Annotated in this window: 16 protein-coding genes; 5 read left to right on the forward strand and 11 right to left on the reverse strand. The window is 56.7% G+C overall.

Features of this window, described 5'->3' with window-relative positions:
* Nucleotides 1-24: 24 nt before the first annotated feature.
* The 9 genes from hflX to dusB all read right to left on the reverse strand — a co-directional run bounded on the left by hflX (nt 25) and on the right by dusB (nt 11759).
* Nucleotides 25-1299 carry a GTPase HflX gene (gene hflX / locus RCCS2_RS15235; protein ID WP_037294320.1) on the reverse strand — a complete coding sequence of 425 codons (1275 nt, stop codon included), beginning with the start codon at nt 1297-1299 and terminating at the stop codon, nt 25-27.
* 2 nt (nt 1300-1301) lie between these two features.
* Nucleotides 1302-1535, reverse strand: coding sequence for an RNA chaperone Hfq (gene hfq / locus RCCS2_RS15240; protein WP_008235856.1), 234 nt, complete (start codon nt 1533-1535; stop codon nt 1302-1304).
* 117 nt (nt 1536-1652) lie between these two features.
* Nucleotides 1653-3173 carry a TrkH family potassium uptake protein gene (locus tag RCCS2_RS15245; protein ID WP_008235857.1) on the reverse strand — a complete coding sequence of 507 codons (1521 nt, stop codon included), beginning with the start codon at nt 3171-3173 and terminating at the stop codon, nt 1653-1655.
* Complete coding sequence (trkA, locus tag RCCS2_RS15250) at nt 3173-4549, reverse strand: Trk system potassium transporter TrkA (protein ID WP_008235858.1); 1377 nt, start codon at nt 4547-4549, stop codon at nt 3173-3175. The genes RCCS2_RS15245 and trkA overlap by 1 nt, the downstream gene beginning before the upstream one ends.
* Nucleotides 4546-5949 carry a nitrogen assimilation response regulator NtrX gene (gene ntrX, locus RCCS2_RS15255; RefSeq protein WP_008235859.1) on the reverse strand — a complete coding sequence of 468 codons (1404 nt, stop codon included), beginning with the start codon at nt 5947-5949 and terminating at the stop codon, nt 4546-4548. Before ntrX ends, trkA begins: the two co-directional genes overlap by 4 nt.
* A 9-nt stretch (nt 5950-5958) precedes the next feature.
* On the reverse strand, nt 5959-8181 hold the full coding sequence (locus RCCS2_RS15260; RefSeq protein ID WP_008235860.1) for a sensor histidine kinase: 2223 nt from the start codon (nt 8179-8181) through the stop codon (nt 5959-5961).
* Between the two features lie 130 nt (nt 8182-8311).
* Complete coding sequence (locus tag RCCS2_RS15265; RefSeq protein ID WP_008235861.1) at nt 8312-9685, reverse strand: response regulator; 1374 nt, start codon at nt 9683-9685, stop codon at nt 8312-8314.
* A complete protein-coding gene (locus RCCS2_RS15270) occupies nt 9685-10761 on the reverse strand; it encodes a two-component system sensor histidine kinase NtrB (protein WP_008235862.1) in 1077 nt (358 codons plus the stop codon). The genes RCCS2_RS15265 and RCCS2_RS15270 overlap by 1 nt, the downstream gene beginning before the upstream one ends.
* Nucleotides 10758-11759, reverse strand: a complete 1002-nt coding sequence (gene dusB, locus RCCS2_RS15275; protein ID WP_008235863.1) for a tRNA dihydrouridine synthase DusB — start codon at nt 11757-11759, stop codon at nt 10758-10760. Before dusB ends, RCCS2_RS15270 begins: the two co-directional genes overlap by 4 nt.
* A gap of 185 nt (nt 11760-11944) precedes the next feature.
* Here dusB and RCCS2_RS15280 point away from each other — a divergent pair, with 185 nt between their 5' ends.
* Genes RCCS2_RS15280 through RCCS2_RS15290 form a run of 3 tightly spaced genes read left to right on the forward strand, consistent with a single transcriptional unit; the run spans nt 11945 to nt 14051 of the window.
* Nucleotides 11945-13078 (forward strand): bifunctional 2-C-methyl-D-erythritol 4-phosphate cytidylyltransferase/2-C-methyl-D-erythritol 2,4-cyclodiphosphate synthase, encoded by a 1134-nt coding sequence (locus RCCS2_RS15280; protein ID WP_008235864.1) that lies wholly within the window; start codon nt 11945-11947, stop codon nt 13076-13078.
* A complete protein-coding gene (locus RCCS2_RS15285) occupies nt 13075-13563 on the forward strand; it encodes a phosphatidylglycerophosphatase A family protein (RefSeq protein WP_008235865.1) in 489 nt (162 codons plus the stop codon). Before RCCS2_RS15280 ends, RCCS2_RS15285 begins: the two co-directional genes overlap by 4 nt.
* A complete protein-coding gene (locus tag RCCS2_RS15290; protein WP_008235866.1) occupies nt 13560-14051 on the forward strand; it encodes a CinA family protein in 492 nt (163 codons plus the stop codon). The genes RCCS2_RS15285 and RCCS2_RS15290 overlap by 4 nt, the downstream gene beginning before the upstream one ends.
* Before the next feature lie 107 nt (nt 14052-14158).
* On the opposite strand, the gene RCCS2_RS15295 is transcribed toward RCCS2_RS15290, so the two are convergent.
* A complete protein-coding gene (locus tag RCCS2_RS15295; protein ID WP_037294321.1) occupies nt 14159-14602 on the reverse strand; it encodes a type II toxin-antitoxin system RatA family toxin in 444 nt (147 codons plus the stop codon).
* An 85-nt stretch (nt 14603-14687) separates the two neighbouring features.
* Between RCCS2_RS15295 and hpt the strand changes: the two genes are divergently transcribed.
* Complete coding sequence (gene hpt, locus RCCS2_RS15300) at nt 14688-15233, forward strand: hypoxanthine phosphoribosyltransferase (RefSeq protein ID WP_008235870.1); 546 nt, start codon at nt 14688-14690, stop codon at nt 15231-15233.
* Nucleotides 15230-15400 carry a hypothetical protein gene (locus tag RCCS2_RS18725; protein WP_008235871.1) on the forward strand — a complete coding sequence of 57 codons (171 nt, stop codon included), beginning with the start codon at nt 15230-15232 and terminating at the stop codon, nt 15398-15400. Before hpt ends, RCCS2_RS18725 begins: the two co-directional genes overlap by 4 nt.
* Here RCCS2_RS18725 and lipA read toward each other — a convergent pair.
* Nucleotides 15397-16356, reverse strand: a complete 960-nt coding sequence (lipA, locus tag RCCS2_RS15305) for a lipoyl synthase (protein ID WP_008235873.1) — start codon at nt 16354-16356, stop codon at nt 15397-15399. The two genes, RCCS2_RS18725 and lipA, sit on opposite strands and share 4 nt — an antisense overlap.
* Nucleotides 16357-16451: the final 95 nt, after the last annotated feature.

A 16451-nucleotide genomic window follows, 5' to 3' on the forward strand; every position in this document is an offset into this window, starting at 1 on the left:
GTCCCGCATAGCAGAAACTGAAATCTACAACCGCACAAACCGCTCTTTCTGCAACTGCGTCCAAAAGACAGTCAGGTCATAACCTGTCTCTGTCTGTACTTCGTCCGTCACGACACCTGCTTCAAACAGCCACGCGCGTTTCTTGCCGTCAGCAAACGGCAATGACAGATGTTCTTCGCTGCGCGGGTCCTTCAGTTTATCGGGGATCGCGGCCAACAGTGGGTCCATCCCCTCGCCCGTAATCGCGGAAACTGCAAACAGATCATCCGTGCGGGCGGCTTGGGTCAGCACCGCATCACGCGCATCCCCTTCCAGCAGGTCTGTTTTGTTCCAAACCTCGATGATCGGCGCTTCTTCGGCCACACCAAGGCTTTGCAGAATGGCATGCACATCTTCGGCTTGCTCTTCGGTTTGCGGATGGCTGATGTCACGCACGTGTACGATCAGGTCTGCATCCAGCACCTCTTCCAAGGTCGCGCGGAAGGCTGCGACCAATTCGGTTGGCAGATCGCTGATGAAACCCACGGTGTCCGACATGATAACCTCGTCCCCCGTCGGCAGGACAATTTTGCGCATTGTCGGGTCAAGCGTGGCAAACAGCATGTCTTTGGCAAAGACCTGCGCGCCGGTCAGCCGGTTGAACAGCGTTGACTTGCCTGCGTTGGTGTAACCCACCAAAGCCACAATCGGAAATGGCACTTTAGCGCGGGACGCGCGGTGCAGTTCGCGGGTTTTAACGACCTTTGCCAATTGCTTGCGCAACCGGTTCAGCTGTTCATCAATGGCGCGCCGATCCGCTTCGATCTGGGTTTCACCGGGGCCACCAACAAAACCCAAACCGCCGCGTTGGCGTTCAAGGTGTGTCCAGGCGCGGACCAGCCTTGTGCGCTGATAGGACAATGCAGCCATTTCAACCTGCAAAACACCCTCTGACGTGCGCGCGCGATCGCTGAAGATTTCCAAGATCAGACCAGTGCGGTCCAGCAGCTTTACACCCCACTCTTTTTCAAGGTTGCGCTGCTGAACCGGCGTGACCGGGCCGTCGATCAACACCAGTTCAACCTCGGCATCGTGGAACACCTGTTTCAGCTCTGCGATCTTGCCTTTGCCAAACAGCTTGCCGGGGTGAATACGCGGTAGGCGCACGATGTCTGCACCGACGACATCCAAATCGGGCAAAGCGGCGGCCAAAGACACGCCTTCTTCCAACGCGGGTTCAGCCGCGCGGCGCGTGTGGTCTGTTTTGAGATCGGGATGCAGCACCCAAGCCCGTGTGACCGGGCGGTCATGTTCGAGCAATGCTACTCTTCACCTTCATACAGGCTGATCGGCTGTGCCGGCATGATGGTTGAAATCGCGCTTTTATAAACAAGCTGCGATTGACCATCGCGGCGCAAAAGCACGCAAAAGCTGTCAAACCATGTGATCACGCCTTGCAACTTTACGCCATTGACCAGAAAGATCGTCACAGGAACCTTGACCTTGCGGACATGGTTCAGAAATGCATCTTGCAGATTTGCTTTATCGGCAGCCATCGCGACACCCTTTTTCTTATTTTTTTGGCCGCGCAACGGCCCCCCAGAGTAATTATTCACAGTATGTCGCGGCTTTCAGGGACTTTCCACCCCCAAAATGCAATTCAAAAGAAGCGCTTAGCGCTGCCAGATTTCAGGATTGAAGAGCGCGATAATCGCCAGCGTTTCCAACCGCCCCAGCACCATCGCAAAGGCCAAGATCACTTTGGCCGCGTCCGGAATGCCGGAATAGGCGATGGGTGTTTCTGCAGCAACCGACGCCAGCGGACCCGTCGTAGACAACGCGGAAACGGCCAATACCATGGCGGTTTCAAATTGCACGCCCGTCAGTGACAGCATCAACATGACGGCCGCGATGCTAAGCGCGAAAAGCATAAAGAAAACCCAAGAGATATAGGCCCCCTGCTTGCGAATACGCCGCGCATCCCGTCCGCCGCCACCCACCGACGACGGATGCAGCAACCTGTCCTGCTCGCGTTCGCCATGTCGGTAAAGCGCATAGATCCGCAAAAGTTTCACCCCGCCTGCCGTCGTCGCCACACCGCCGCCGATCAACGCCATACCGATCAAGAACAGCCCCGGCGTGCTAAGCCCGGACCATGCAGTGGCCCCGTCCCAATAGTGCGATTCAAACCCGGTTGTCGTCAGGAACGAGGTGACGGTAAAAAGCGCACCCCAAAACGCCGACGCGATTTCTTGCGCGCTGGCAGGTTCGGCCTGATCTGCCGCCCCGATAAAATGCCGCAGGAACAGCAACATCGTGACCGTGCCGATCAGGATCAGCGCGGTAATAAACTCCGGGTCGCGCCTGAGCCCCTGATCACGTTCGCCGATCAATCCACGGCTAAAACTTAGTCGTGACAGGGCAAAGATGAAGAAGCAAAAGATCAGCAACTCGCCCCAGAACCTTGACGCTGCGAAATACAGCCCCCCGATGGCCGAAATACCCGAGGTCGACAGCGTCGACATGGCATGCATCAAGGCGATATAGGGAAATTCGCCCGCGATAACGAGGCCAATCCATAACCCACCGGTCAGCGCCACATAGATCGGTGTCAAGGTCAGGGTGTAGCGCACCAAACGCTCGGACGGGTCAGCGATCTGGGCGATCTGGGAAAATGCGCCGCTGGCCCCTTTGCCTGCATTCCCGGCGGCGCGCACTTCGAACCCCCCAAGGTTCATGGGTGCAAAGATTGACACCGCAGTGACCCAAACAAGCAAACCACCCATCCAGCCGACCAGCCCACGCCACAGGTGTTGCGATGGACTTAACCGCCCTGCTGTGTCATAAACCGTGGCCCCGGTTGTCGTGAAGCTCGAAACCATCTCGAACCAGGCATTGAGGTAGGTTGTGTTGCCCACCGCCTCGTAAAATGGCACCGCAAACATGATCGGTAGCACGCTAAAGGCGGCAAGCAGCCCCACCAGCTGACTGCGTGCAACGCTGCGGGGCGCATAGCCTGCGGTTGCCAGCGCGATCATCAGGGTCAGTACAGAAAATAGGATAAACCCGTAAAAGAACACCCGCATGGTGTTAAAGTCTTCCATGACGGCGCCATGCGCCGCTGGCACGATCATCGCAATCGCGCCCAACCCCATCAGGATCACAAAAAACGGTAGGCGGACAATCCAACCCATCAGAAAAAGTCTATTGAGACCTGCAACAGGCGTTCCACTTCGGGGACATCATCCGACATCGCAAAAATCGCAATAACGTTGCCTTCTTCGATCCGTGTTTCGCCTGTGGGGCGCACGACCTTGCCTTGCTGCATAACGGCGCCGATCAACGTGCCTTCTGGGAAATCAATATCCTTTACCCGTTGGCCTGCGATGGGTGACGTACTCAGCACCTGTGCTTCAATGACCTCCGCCTCTGCATCACCAATCGAATAGACACCCCGCACACGGCCATGGCGGATGTGACGCAGGATTGAGCTGACCGTGGTTGCACGCGGGTTGATGTAGGCGTCGATATCCAGCGGCCCCATAAGCGGGATCAGCGTGGGGTCATTGACCAGTGAAATCGCCATGGCGCAGCCCATTTCCTTGGCGCGCACTGCGGCCAAGAGGTTTGTTTTATCATCGTCCGTAACGGCCAAAACCGCATCCGCTGTGGCGATATTTGCTTCTTCCAGCAGGGCACTGTCCAGGCCATCGCCGTTCAAAACGATCGTGCGGTCCAACGCATCGGCCGCCTTTTCTGCACATTCACGGCGGCTTTCAATCATCTTGACGCGCACACGCTCCGTCCGCGCCTCTAGCGCTTGTGCCACACCCAGACCAACATTTCCCCCGCCAATAATGACAATACGCTCTTGTTTTGATTGCGTTTTTCCGAAAATCTCTAACGTCCGCGTCATATCTTCGGTATCAGTGAAAACGTAACATTCATCATGCGGGAAAATCTGATCGCCAGAGGATGGCACAAACAACGCCCCCTCGCGGCGGATGCCCACCACCACGGCGCGAAGCGTCGAAAACAGATCGGTCAACTGGCGCAGCGGCGTGTTGATGACAGGGCAATCTTCATCAATCGTGATACCCAAAAGCTGCGCGCGACCTTCAAGAAAGCTTTCGGTGTCAAAGGCTGCGGGGGCCGCAAGTCGCTGCAATGCCGCCTCTGCCACCTCTTTTTCGGGCGAGATAACAACGTCAATCGGCAGGTGATTGCGCCGATACAGATCTGCATAGGCCGGATCAAGATAGTTTTGCGCACGCAGACGCGCAATCTTGCGCTGTACCGAAAACACCGAATGCGCCACCTGACAGGTGACCATGTTTACCTCATCCGAATAGGTCGCAGCGATCACCATATCGGCGTCAGAGGCACCTGCCCGGTCCAAAACATCAGGATAGCTGGCATTGCCTGCGATCCCTTGAACATCAAGCGTATCTGTGGCCCGGCGCACCAGTTCGGGATTGTTGTCAACGACAGTGACATCGTTGTTTTCACCCGACAAATGCCGGGCGATCTGCCAACCAACCTGCCCCGCGCCGCAGATGATCACTTTCATACGTCGTCACCTTCGACATAGGCCACCCGGCCCCCGGCCTTGTTGGTTGTGACAACGCCCAGCGATTTGAGTTTGCGGTGCAACGCTGATCGTTCCATGCCCACAAAAGCTGCCGTGCGGCTGATGTTGCCGCCAAACCGGTTAATCTGGGTCAGCAGATATTCGCGTTCAAACAACTCGCGCGCCTCACGCAATGGCAAGGTGGCCAGCCCACCAGCCAGAACGATACGGCCTTCTTCGCCGCCACCTTCTTCACTGTTCGGCAGTTCCTTGGCGCTAATGTCACCGGTGTTTTCGCCAAGGATAAGAACGCGTTCGACGACGTTCTTCAACTGGCGCACGTTTCCAGGCCACAGCATGGTTTGCAGCAGCGCGCGCGCGTCTTCGGCCAGTTTGCGCAAAGGCAACCCCTGCGCCTTGTTGCAGGTTTCAATGAAATGTTCGGCCAGCAGTGGAATATCCTCGCGACGTTCCTCCAGCGATGGCACCGCGATTGGGACAACATTCAAACGATGGTACAGTTCTTCCCGAAATGTTCCCGTTTCAATAGCTATGTTCAGATCGCGGTTGGTGCTGGAAATCACCCGCAGATCAACCTGCACCTTGTCGCTGCCTCCAACGCGCTGAAAGCGCTGTTCCACCAAAACACGCAGGATTTTGGATTGAGTCCCAAGCGGCATATCTGCGATTTCGTCAAAATAGACTACACCGCCGTTTGCTTCTTCCAGCAGGCCCTGCTCAACACCGCGTCCGCTGTCCTCGCGACCAAACAGCACCTCTTCCATGCGTTCAGGTTCAATCGAGGCAGAGTTGACGACAACAAATGGCGCAGAGGCACGGTTTGAATTGGCGTGGATGTAGCGCGCTGCAATTTCTTTCCCGGCACCGGCAGGGCCGGTCAGCATGACCCGGCCATTGGATTTCGTCACCTTATCAAGTTGCGATTTCAGCGTGCGGAATGCGGCGCTGTCGCCCAGCATTTCGGCGGTGTGGCTTTCACCGCGTTTCAGTTCCACGTTCTCGCGGCGAAGGCGCGATGTTTCCATGGCACGGCGAATGACCACCAATAACTGGTCAATATTAAAGGGTTTTTCGATAAAATCGTAAGCGCCTTGTTTGATCGCCGCGACTGCAATCTCGATATTGCCATGACCCGAAATAATGACAATCGGCACATCCGGATGGTCGCGCTTGACGGATTTGAGAATATCAATCCCGTCCATATTGCTGTCTTTGAGCCAGATATCGAGGATCATAAGCGCAGGCTGTTCAGCCGCGATCTGGGCCATACATTCGTCAGATGTTCCGGCAAGCCGGGTGGTGTATCCTTCATCAATCAGGATTTCCGAGATCAGTTCACGGATATCACGTTCATCGTCTGTAATTAAAATATCGCCCATGGGTTTACCTCATGCTGGAATTTTTGGGGCCCGCGCAGATTGCGCAGCGGCGGGTAGTTGAATGATGGCGCAGGCCCCGGCGTGGTCGTGGCCTGCAAAAGGGTCGGCATCGGTCAGGGTCAGTGTGCCACCGTGTTCTTCGATGATCTTCTTGACGATAGGCAGGCCAAGGCCCGTCCCCTCGCCCCGTGTCGTCACATAGGGTTCAAACAGGCGCGCACGGTCTTGCGGCAGGCCGATCCCGTTGTCCGCGATTTTGATGGTGACGTTGTTGTTGTCGTAAGACATGCGCAACTGGATCTCGGGGCGATAACTGTCGGGCGCGTGACGCTGAACATAGGTCTCGGTCGCCTCGCCTGCGTTTTTCAGCAGGTTGGTCAGCGCCTGCCCGATCATTGTATCATCCATATCCACCAGCACGGCCTCTTCTGGAATGCTGGCTGCAAAATGCACATCCGGTTGTCCCGCCATCTGGAGCGATAGCGCGTCATGTACAAGTTGGGTCATGTCGTTCAGGTGCAGTTCAGGTTCTGGCATCCGCGCAAATTTTGAAAATTCATCGACAATGCGCCGTAGATCGTTGGTTTGCCGGACAATCACATCGGTCATCTGTTCCAGCTTATCGGCATCAAGACCCACTTGTTTATGAAACTTGCGATTGATCCGTTCAGCCGAAAGTTGGATCGGTGTCAGCGGGTTCTTGATCTCGTGCGCGATCCGGCGGGCCACGTCGCCCCACGCGGCCAGACGCTGCGCGCTGACAAGATCGGTCACATCATCAAAGGCCACAACGTAGCCTTCAAGCGTGCCATCATTATTACGGCGTTGGGCCATGCGCACCAGCAGGCTTTCTTGCTGTCCTTTGCGGATCAGGTTGATCTGTTCCTGAACACTTTCCGTTTCGGTTTCGCAGACCTGCGCGAACAGATCAGCAAACTCCGGGATCGCGACCGCGATTGCGGTTTCTTGGGGGTCATCACTGACGGTCAGCAGACGCCGGGCCGAGGGGTTCACGAATGTGACGCGCCCCAGTGGATCCAACCCCACCACGCCGGATGTGACCGAACTGAGCACACTATCAAACAATCGCCCGCGCCGTTCGGTCCGTTGGTTGGTTTCAATCAGTTGGTCGCGTTGCCCCTTCAGGCGGCTGGTCATTTGGTTAAAGTAGTGACCCAGTTGCGAAATCTCGTCATCGCCATCATCCTCGATCACGCGCACATCAAGATCACCCGACCCGACGCGCTGGGACGCAGACACCAACCGCCCCACAGGGCGCGACAGACGCTCTGCAAACCACAGCCCACCCCAGATCGCACCAAGGATCAGGACCACCGCAAACCCCATGTAAAGCAGACCAAACTGAAACAAGAGCTGGCCACGTTCGTTTTGTAATTCCTCGTATTGCGCGACGGTTTCGGTTGTGTCGTCCAGCAGCGACAGCACATTGCCATCGACAGGACGGGTCACATAAAGATAGCGATCACGAAAAGCAGTCAGCGGGATCAGCGCCCGGAATTCGTTGTTTGCAAAATCTTGGATAATTGCAAGGCCGGCCTCGTCCGCGCGGACGAAATCCTGCGCAGACGGGCGCTCATAGCCAAATTCATAGGACCGCGCCCCGCGTGCGGTAATCGTACCAAGCCCATCAATAACAAAAGCCTCGGTCAACCCGCGCTCTACCTGCGCCTGCACATCACCCAAGGCGCGGCGGACTTCGCCATCGTCCATGAAAAGGTTCGCCTGCCGTTCCCGGTTCAGATAGGCGGCCAGTCCACGCCCATCGCGGGTCAACTCTTGGCGGTGTTCTTCCTCGTAGGCCTGCGCGGTGGTCAATGACGTGCGCAAGACATTGCCGACCGGTTCGGAAAACAAGCCGTCTAATGCGATGGAAATCAATGTCACAGAAAAGACGGCCACCAAAACGATAGGCACAAGTGCGGATAAAGCGAAAACACCGGTCAGCCGCAAACTAAGCTGCGATCCCGCCGACTTGGCCCGGCGTGCCGACACCATCCGCGCGACCTGCCGCATCACAAGGGCCGCGACAATCAAGACGTAGATAAGATCAAGCAACAAAACCGCGCGTAATGAATTCGAAGACGCGCCGCGGTCCAGCGGGCCGACGATGATATAGGTCAGCAAGGCAAGGACAGGTGCGGCGACAACCAACCCCATCGTAAACGCGCTTTGCACATGCCGCTGGCGGAACCAGCGGTTTAGTCGCGTCATATTCAAGCCCAGAAGGGTACGCCTCACGCGCAAAGCCCTGTCATTGAGGTGAGGTCGCCCCCACGGTACCGCCAAATGCTGTGGTCTTTCTGATACGCTGACGTAACAGTGCCACGGTTCTGTTGCGGTTTTACATCAACTTGCGGCGCCGTGTCACGCGGATATCGAGGTCAGTGATCTTCTTGCGCAATGTATTGCGGTTTATTCCAAGTAAATCAGCGCATTTTGCCTGATTTCCCCCGGTCGCATCCAGCGCAATCTCGATCAAAGGGGCCTCAACCTCCTTGAGGATTCGGTTGTAAAGGCCCGGCGGCGGCAAAACACCCCCGTGCAAATCAAAATAGCGGCGCAGATGTTTGCCCACACTCGCGCTCAATTTGTCGCCCTCACCACCCGAGCGCAGCGGTTCGATGGCAGGCTGGTTGCCCAGCACCATCTCAACCTCGGCGCGGGTGATTTCTTCGGCAGCAGCCGTAAAGACCAAACGGCGGACGGCATTTTCCAACTGACGCACATTTCCCGGCCAGCTATAGGCGCGTACCAGATCAATCGCGGCATCGCCAAAGCGCCGCAAAGGCGCGCCATCACGTTCGGCGCGCGCAAGAAAGTGTTCGGCCAACAGCGGGATGTCGTCCACACGTTCACGCAACGACGGCACGTCAACCGTAACACCACCAAGGCGATAAAACAGGTCTTCGCGGAATTGCCCGTCTTCCATCCGTGCCATCAGGTCTGATTGTGATGTTGCCATGATCCGGGGGGCATTGTCGCCCAAACTGTCCAGCATCCGCACAATGCGCGCCTGCGCTTGTTCCGATAAATCGCTGACCTCATCAAACAGGATGGATCCACCCTTGGCCCGGCTTAGCACGGTTGAAGGGCCATCCATACCTTCCAAATCGGATGCAGAAACGACGACAAATGGCAGACTGCGTCTGTCAGAGAAATCATGCACAGCACGCGCAATCAGGGATTTTCCCGTCCCGCTTTCACCCGTGATCAACACAGGCAGTTGCGTATTCATGACCCGTGCCACAAGGCGGTACAGGTTCTGCATCACGGGTGTACGGCCTACCAAGGGCAGATCACCCCCCTGCTCTGTCGCTGTCACATCAGGTGTGCGTGTTACCGGCGCGCGGCGTTTGACCTCAAGCGCGCGGGCGGCGCGTTTCATCAGGTCAGGCAGATCAAACGGTTTGGGCAGGTAATCATAGGCGTCCGCTTCCGCGGCCTGAATGGCCGTCATGATGGTGTTCTGCGCCGAAATCACGATCACAGGCATGCCCGGGCGTGCCTCTGCAATCTTGGGCAGCTGATCAAGCCCATTCCCGTCTGGCATCACCACATCGGAAATCACCAGATCGCCTTTGCCTTCATCAACCCAACGCATCAGGGTCACAATGGACGACGTCGCATGCACCTTGCAGCCCGCGCGGGTCAGCGCCTGGGTCAACACCGTGCGAATTGTCCGGTCGTCATCAGCGACAAGTACTGTCCCGTCCATCAGTCTTCTCCTGTTTCATAGTCTTTTGGCACGACCGGCAATGAAAGCCGGAACACCGTGCGCCCCGGCACGCTGTCCACCGATATCCAGCCGCCAGCGTCGCCAATCAATTTCGATACCAAGGCCAGGCCAAGGCCGGTGCCATTTTCCTTGCCAGAGACGAAGGGTTCAAAAATATCGTCTGCAATTTCGCGCGGCAAACCGGGGCCGTCGTCGATAATTTCGACCTGCAAAGGCAGGCGGGCTTGTGTGCCGTCGGACCGGTGCACGCGCAGGGCTGTATCATAAAACGTGCGCAGCCGGATTGAGCCTGCCTCTTCGCTGGCCTCTGATGCATTCTTCAACAAATTCAGAAAGACCTGCAAAAGCTGATCACCATCCGCCAGCGTTTGTGGCAAAGAGGGATCATATTCTTCTACAAACAGCATATGCGCGCCAAAGCCAACGGCGGCGGATTGTCGGGCCCGATCCAGCACATCGTGGATGTTCACAGGTTTGAGAATAGGTTTGCGCAGGTTGCCAAACTGTTCGACCTGTTCAAGCAGTTTTACAATGCGGCGGCTTTCCTCGACGATCAGATCGGTCATTTCCTGATCTTCAGGGGTCAGGCCCATCGACAGCAGTTGCGCCGCCCCCGTGATCCCCGCCAGCGGGTTCTTGATCTCATGGGCGAGCATTTCAGCCATGCCAATCGCTGACTTGGCCGCCTTGCCGGATGAATGGTTCTGATTGATCCGACTGGCAATTTCGCGCGGACTGATCATGACAATCATTGTGTCACCGCTGCCTTGTAACGGTGCGAATTGCAGGTTGCACAGCATTGGCGCGCGTTCACCGCTGCCCACATCGACGTCATTGACAAAAAGCGAGGTGCGGTTTTCGCGAGCCCGCGTAAAGGGGGCCTCCAGCGGTGCGTCGATCATGACCTTTTCCCACAGCTTTTCGCCAACCAAGGATTTGGCCGACATATTGAGAAAACTCTCAGCGGCGGGGTTGCTCATCGTAATCATGTCGTCGCCGTCCAGCATCAAGGATGGCACCGGCAGAGACGACCATAGCGCTTGTCCCAAAATCATGCAGCCACCTGCATGTTCAAAGCTTCGGGCAAATCATGCAGCACGTCGGCTGGGTTCGCGTGGGTCAAGATCGCTTTGCGCAATGCGGGCGCAGTGCCAGCATCATCCATGTACCACCCCAGATGCTTGCGCGAAACTTTGCGCCCCAATGCATCACCGTAGAAAGACAACATTGCCTCGTAGTGCTTGCAAACCACCTCAATCAACGCGTGCCCTTGTGGGATTTGCGGTTGCGGCGTGCCATGCAGTGCGGCAGCGACCTGCGCCAATACCCAAGGTCGCCCTTGCGCACCACGCCCGATCATCACACCATCCGCACCTGAAAGGCGCAGCGCGTTGCGTGCGGTGCCCGCATCCACGATATCGCCATTGGCGATGACCGGGATCGATACAGCCTCTTTGATCTTATGAATGGCGGCCCAATCGGCGGCACCTTTGTAAAACTGACACCGCGTGCGCCCGTGGATGGTGACCAGTCTGATCCCCGCATCTTCGGCCCGTTTTGCCACATTGGCTGCGTTCAGACTATCGTCATCCCAGCCCAGCCGTGTTTTCAGCGTCACGGGGACATCAACCGCGTTCACCACCGCCTCCATCAGACGAAGCGCATGATCCGGCGTGCGCAGCAACGCAGAACCGGAATAGCCGTTGGTCACCTTTTTGGCGGGGCATCCCATGTTGATATCAATGATTGCCGCGCCGTTGCCTGCGGCCATCCGTGCGGCCTCGGCCATCCAATACGTTTCGCGCCCTGCAATCTGCACGGCGGTGCCCGCTTGATCATAGCCCAACTCTGCACGTTCACGCACGCCCGGTTTGGCTTGCACCATTTCCTGACTGGCCACCATTTCACTGACCACCCAGCCTGCGCCAAAAGACGCAACCAACTGCCGAAACGGCAGGTCGGTGATACCCGCCAACGGCGCAAGTGCGACCGGCGGGGTCAGCGTCACGGTATCAAGAACCAGAGATTCGGTCGGTGCCAAAGGAATAATCATTCGCTTATCTGTTGCGCGTTGCGCTTGGTTTATGGCTAATCCTGTGTTTTCTCAACGAAATGTAGGGGCGTTATTCCCGATTAATTGGCAACTGCCTATTTATTGTGCATTTCGCCCGGAAAACTGACGAATTGCATCGCGCAGGTCGGCACCCTAAACCTGTGCTGAACAATGATGGAATAGAGATGACAGTCGCGGCGATTATTGTCGCTGCCGGGCGTGGCACACGCGCAGGCGGCGACCAACCAAAGCAATGGCAAACTCTGGGCGATCAGCCTGTGGCGGGTTATGCGATGGCCCGGTTTGCAGCACATCCCGCGGTATCGCAGCTGGTTTTAGTTGTGCACCCTGACGACATCGACAGCGATTTGTGGCCGCGAGATCCCGCAGCGACGATTGCAACTGGTGGCGCGACGCGGGCCGCTTCCGTGCTGGCGGGCCTTAATGCCGTTGACGGTAACATCGACAAAGTCCTAATCCATGATGCCGCACGCCCCTTGGTCAGTGATGCGCTGATTGAACGTGTCCTGAACACGCTTGACGATCATGTCGGCGCTGCCCCCGCTGTCGCAGTCACAGATACACTTTGGCATGGCGATGGCGGTGCTGTGCAAGGCGTGCAAGACCGCAACGGGCTTTACCGCGCGCAGACGCCACAAGGGTTTCGCCTTACCCCCCTCCTTGCAGCCTATGCCACAAGCACAGGGCAGGAAACTGATGATGTGGCTGTGGCCCGCGCCGCGGGGCTGGACGTTGCCATCGTGCCGGGTGATGAAGACAATATCAAAATCACCACGCCCGCCGATTTCGCGCGGGCCGCCAAACTGATGGGGTTGGACATGGATATACGCGTTGGCAATGGCTATGATGTGCACCGCTTTGAAGCGGGCGATCATGTGTGGCTATGCGGTGTGCAAGTGCCGCACACACGCAGCCTGCAAGGCCATTCTGACGCCGATGTGGGCATGCATGCTGTCACTGACGCGATTTACGGCGCGCTGGGCAAAGGTGACATCGGGCAACACTTCCCCCCTTCCGATCCGCAATGGAAAGGGGCCGAAAGCCATATCTTTCTGAAACATGCAGTGGCGCTTGCCCGTTCCGAAGGCTTTACCATCAGCAATGTCGATTGCACGCTGGTGTGCGAACTGCCCAAGATCGGACCGCATCAGGATGCAATGAAAGCCGTGATGGGCGCCTATATGGGGCTTGAAAGCGACCGGATCAGCGTCAAGGCAACGACGTCTGAAAAGCTGGGCTTTACGGGTCGTGAAGAAGGGATCGCCGCGATCGCGACGGTTACGTTGGTCAAAGCATGAGCCACCTGATCGCGACATTCTTTTACGTGGGCCACCTGCGCCCTGCCCCCGGTACGTGGGGATCGCTGGCGGCCTTGCCTGCGGCGTGGGTGATTTATGTTCTCTTCGGTCCTTGGGGCCTTCTTGCCAGCGTTGTGCTGTCCTATGCGCTGGGCGTCTGGGCAACCGGGGTCGAGACCAAAGGCAAAGACAACCACGACCCATCCGAAATCGTGATTGACGAGATTTGTGGCCAATGGATCGCCCTACTCCCGCTTGCTTTTGGTGCGGCACGACAAGACGTCAGCATTCTGGCACTCTGGCCCGGTTGGATCGCTGCCTTTGCCCTGTTTCGTCTGTTCGATATTACCAAATGGGGTCCGGTCGGTTGGGCTGACCGTATGCATGGGCCAACGGGCGTCATGCTGGATGATGTCATCGCCGGTATCTTTGCGGCAATCGGCGTCGGTTTGCTGGCCGCACTTTATCACATCGTTCTGATATGAACGCGGCGGACCTTCTGACAGCCGCCAAAGCAAAAGGCGTGATGCTCGCCACCGCAGAAAGCTGCACAGGTGGCATGTTAAGCGCCGCCATCACCGATATCCCCGGCAGTTCGGCCATTTTCGACCGCGCCTTTGTGACCTATACCAATGCCGCCAAAATGCAGATGTTGGACGTTAAACAGGCGACGCTTGATGCCTATGGCGCCGTTTCGGAAGAGGTCGCGGCGCAAATGGCAAAGGGTGTTCTGGCGCATTCCAACGCTGACATCGCCGTGGCCATCACCGGGATCGCCGGCCCCGGCGGATCAGAGCATAAACCAGAAGGGCGCGTATGTTTCGCAGTGGCGGGCCCCGCTGGTGTCGTCACCGAAACGGTCGAATTTGGCGCGCTGGGCCGCGATAAGGTACGCGCAGCCGCACGTGATCACGGGCTGGCACTGTTTTGCCAAGCCATCACGATGCTGCATGCGGAGGATAAGAGGTCGTGACCTCACCATTCGTTGTAAACACGCTTCTCTAGCGATCAAAACGCAGCGAAAGCCATTGTCGTCTTGTCATAAAACTACCGTTGAAATCACCTGCTTGGGTTGCAAGCCTAGGTGTATAATGTCCTTGCGCGTCGTTCAAACGAACGCACGACACGCTGCATTGCTTCGTTAAAAAACATCCCAGCGGCACCTTGCAGCAGGCGACTTTTGAATTCAAAGTCCACCGCAAAGGACACTTCGCAGCCGCCTTCCACATCCTTGAACGCCCACTGGCTTTCCAGATGCCGGATCGGGCCGTCCAGATATTCGGTGTCTATCTTCATCTGTTCTGGCCACAAAAGCACTCGGCTGCCAAACTTTTCACGGAAGACTTTGAACGAGATCACCAAATCAGCCAGCATTTCCTGATGATCGCCTTTGTCAGTAACACTGCGCACCCGTGCAGCCGCGGTCCAAGGCAGGAATTCCGGGTAATTGTCGACATCTGCCACAAGGTCATACATCTGCTGTGCTGTATACGGCAGAAACTTGGTTTCAGAATGACTTGGCATAAGGGGTCTTTCACGGGTGACTTCGGCACAGGATGTCGTAAACTTAGCCACGAAAATCAACCCATTTCCCGGAACTGAGTCCCCTATGCCGCACCCAAACTACGTGATCGACGAAATGATCAGCGCCAAATCCATCGCCGCACGTATCGAGGAGTTAGCAAAAGCGATCAGAACCGAGTTCGCTGACACCGACAAACTGGTTGTCGTCGGCCTGCTGCGCGGGTCGTTTGTGTTCATCGCTGATCTGGTGCGTGAATTGGACTTGCCGGTTGAGGTCGATTTCCTAGAGGCGTCGTCTTATGGCGACGGTATGGAAAGCACGCGCGAAGTACGTATTCTCAAGGACTTACGCGGCCAAATTGAACGGCGCGATGTGCTGGTTGTGGAAGATATCGTTGATACAGGGCACACGCTGGCGCATGTCACCAAATTTCTGCTCAACCGTAAACCTGCGCGGCTGAAAACCATTGCCTTGCTCGATAAACCAGCCCGCCGCGAGGTGGACCTGAAGGCGGATTGGACCGGTTTTGAAATCCCCGATGAATTTGTCGTGGGCTACGGCATCGACTTTGCGCAACGCAATCGCAACCTTGGTTTTATTGGCAAGGTCCGCTTTGTCGAAGACGCATGAACCAACGCTGGCTTCTCAAATTCAAGCGCTGGGCGCAGAACCCGCCCTCGCCTGCGAAGATCAAATTTGTGGCGGGGATACTGCTGGTTTGTTTTGTGATGTTTGCGATTGAACGCATTTGGGGCTGGCCTGCATGGCTCACCCCAAATGATATGCGGCGGCGTTAAGCCAACCCCAGCTTCTTTTGCCGCGCGGCCCGCAGTTGTGCAAAATCATCGCCAGCATGATAGGATGATCGGGTCAGTGGCGTGGCAGAAACCATCAAGAAGCCTTTGTTATATGCCGCCTGTTCATAGGTCTTGAATTCCTCGGGTGTTACAAACCGGTCAACCTTATGGTGCTTTGGCGTCGGCTGCAGGTACTGACCGATGGTCAAAAAGTCGATGTCGGCGGCGCGCATATCTTCCATGACTTGGGAGACGGATTGCTTGTCTTCACCAAGGCCCACCATGATACCCGATTTGGTAAACATCGTCGGGTCCAGCTCTTTCACCCGCTGCAACAGGCGCAGTGAATGGAAATAGCGCGCGCCGGGACGGACCTCTGGATAAAGGCCGGGGACCGTTTCAAGGTTATGGTTAAAGACGTCAGGGCGCGCTGCGACGACAATTTCCAAAACGGATGGATCGCAGCGAATAAAATCCGGGGTCAGGATTTCAATTGTCGTATCAGGCGACTGGCGGCGCACAGCACGGATTGTCTGGGCAAAATGTTCGGCACCGCCGTCTTCGACATCATCGCGGTCAACAGATGTGATGACCACATGATTAAGACCTAGTTTCTTGACCGCGTCAGCGACGCGCCCCGGTTCAAACACATCCAGCGCCTCCGGCGGTTTGCCGGTTGCGATGTTGCAGAAGGTACAGGCCCGCGTGCAAACCTCGCCCATAATCATCATGGTGGCGTGACCTTGTGACCAGCATTCGCCGACATTGGGGCACCCTGCTTCTTCGCAGACCGTGACCAGCTTGTTGTCGCGCATGATATCGCGGGTTTTCTTATAGCCTTCCGACACCGGCGCCTTGACCCTGATCCAATCAGGTTTTTTCGGCTGCGGCGCATCTGGGCGGCGCTGCTTTTCAGGGTGGCGCTGTGCTGGAATTTTCAGGTCGCGTGTGGGCATATCAGGCTCCGGTCTTGTTGCCAGTTACCTAACGTTGTCACTGCCATATGTCCAATGTTCACGCTGTCGCGCATGACGGGCCTGCACCGCATGCA

This window comes from Roseobacter sp. CCS2, assembly GCF_000169435.1.
In the GTDB taxonomy this organism is placed as follows: domain Bacteria; phylum Pseudomonadota; class Alphaproteobacteria; order Rhodobacterales; family Rhodobacteraceae; genus Yoonia.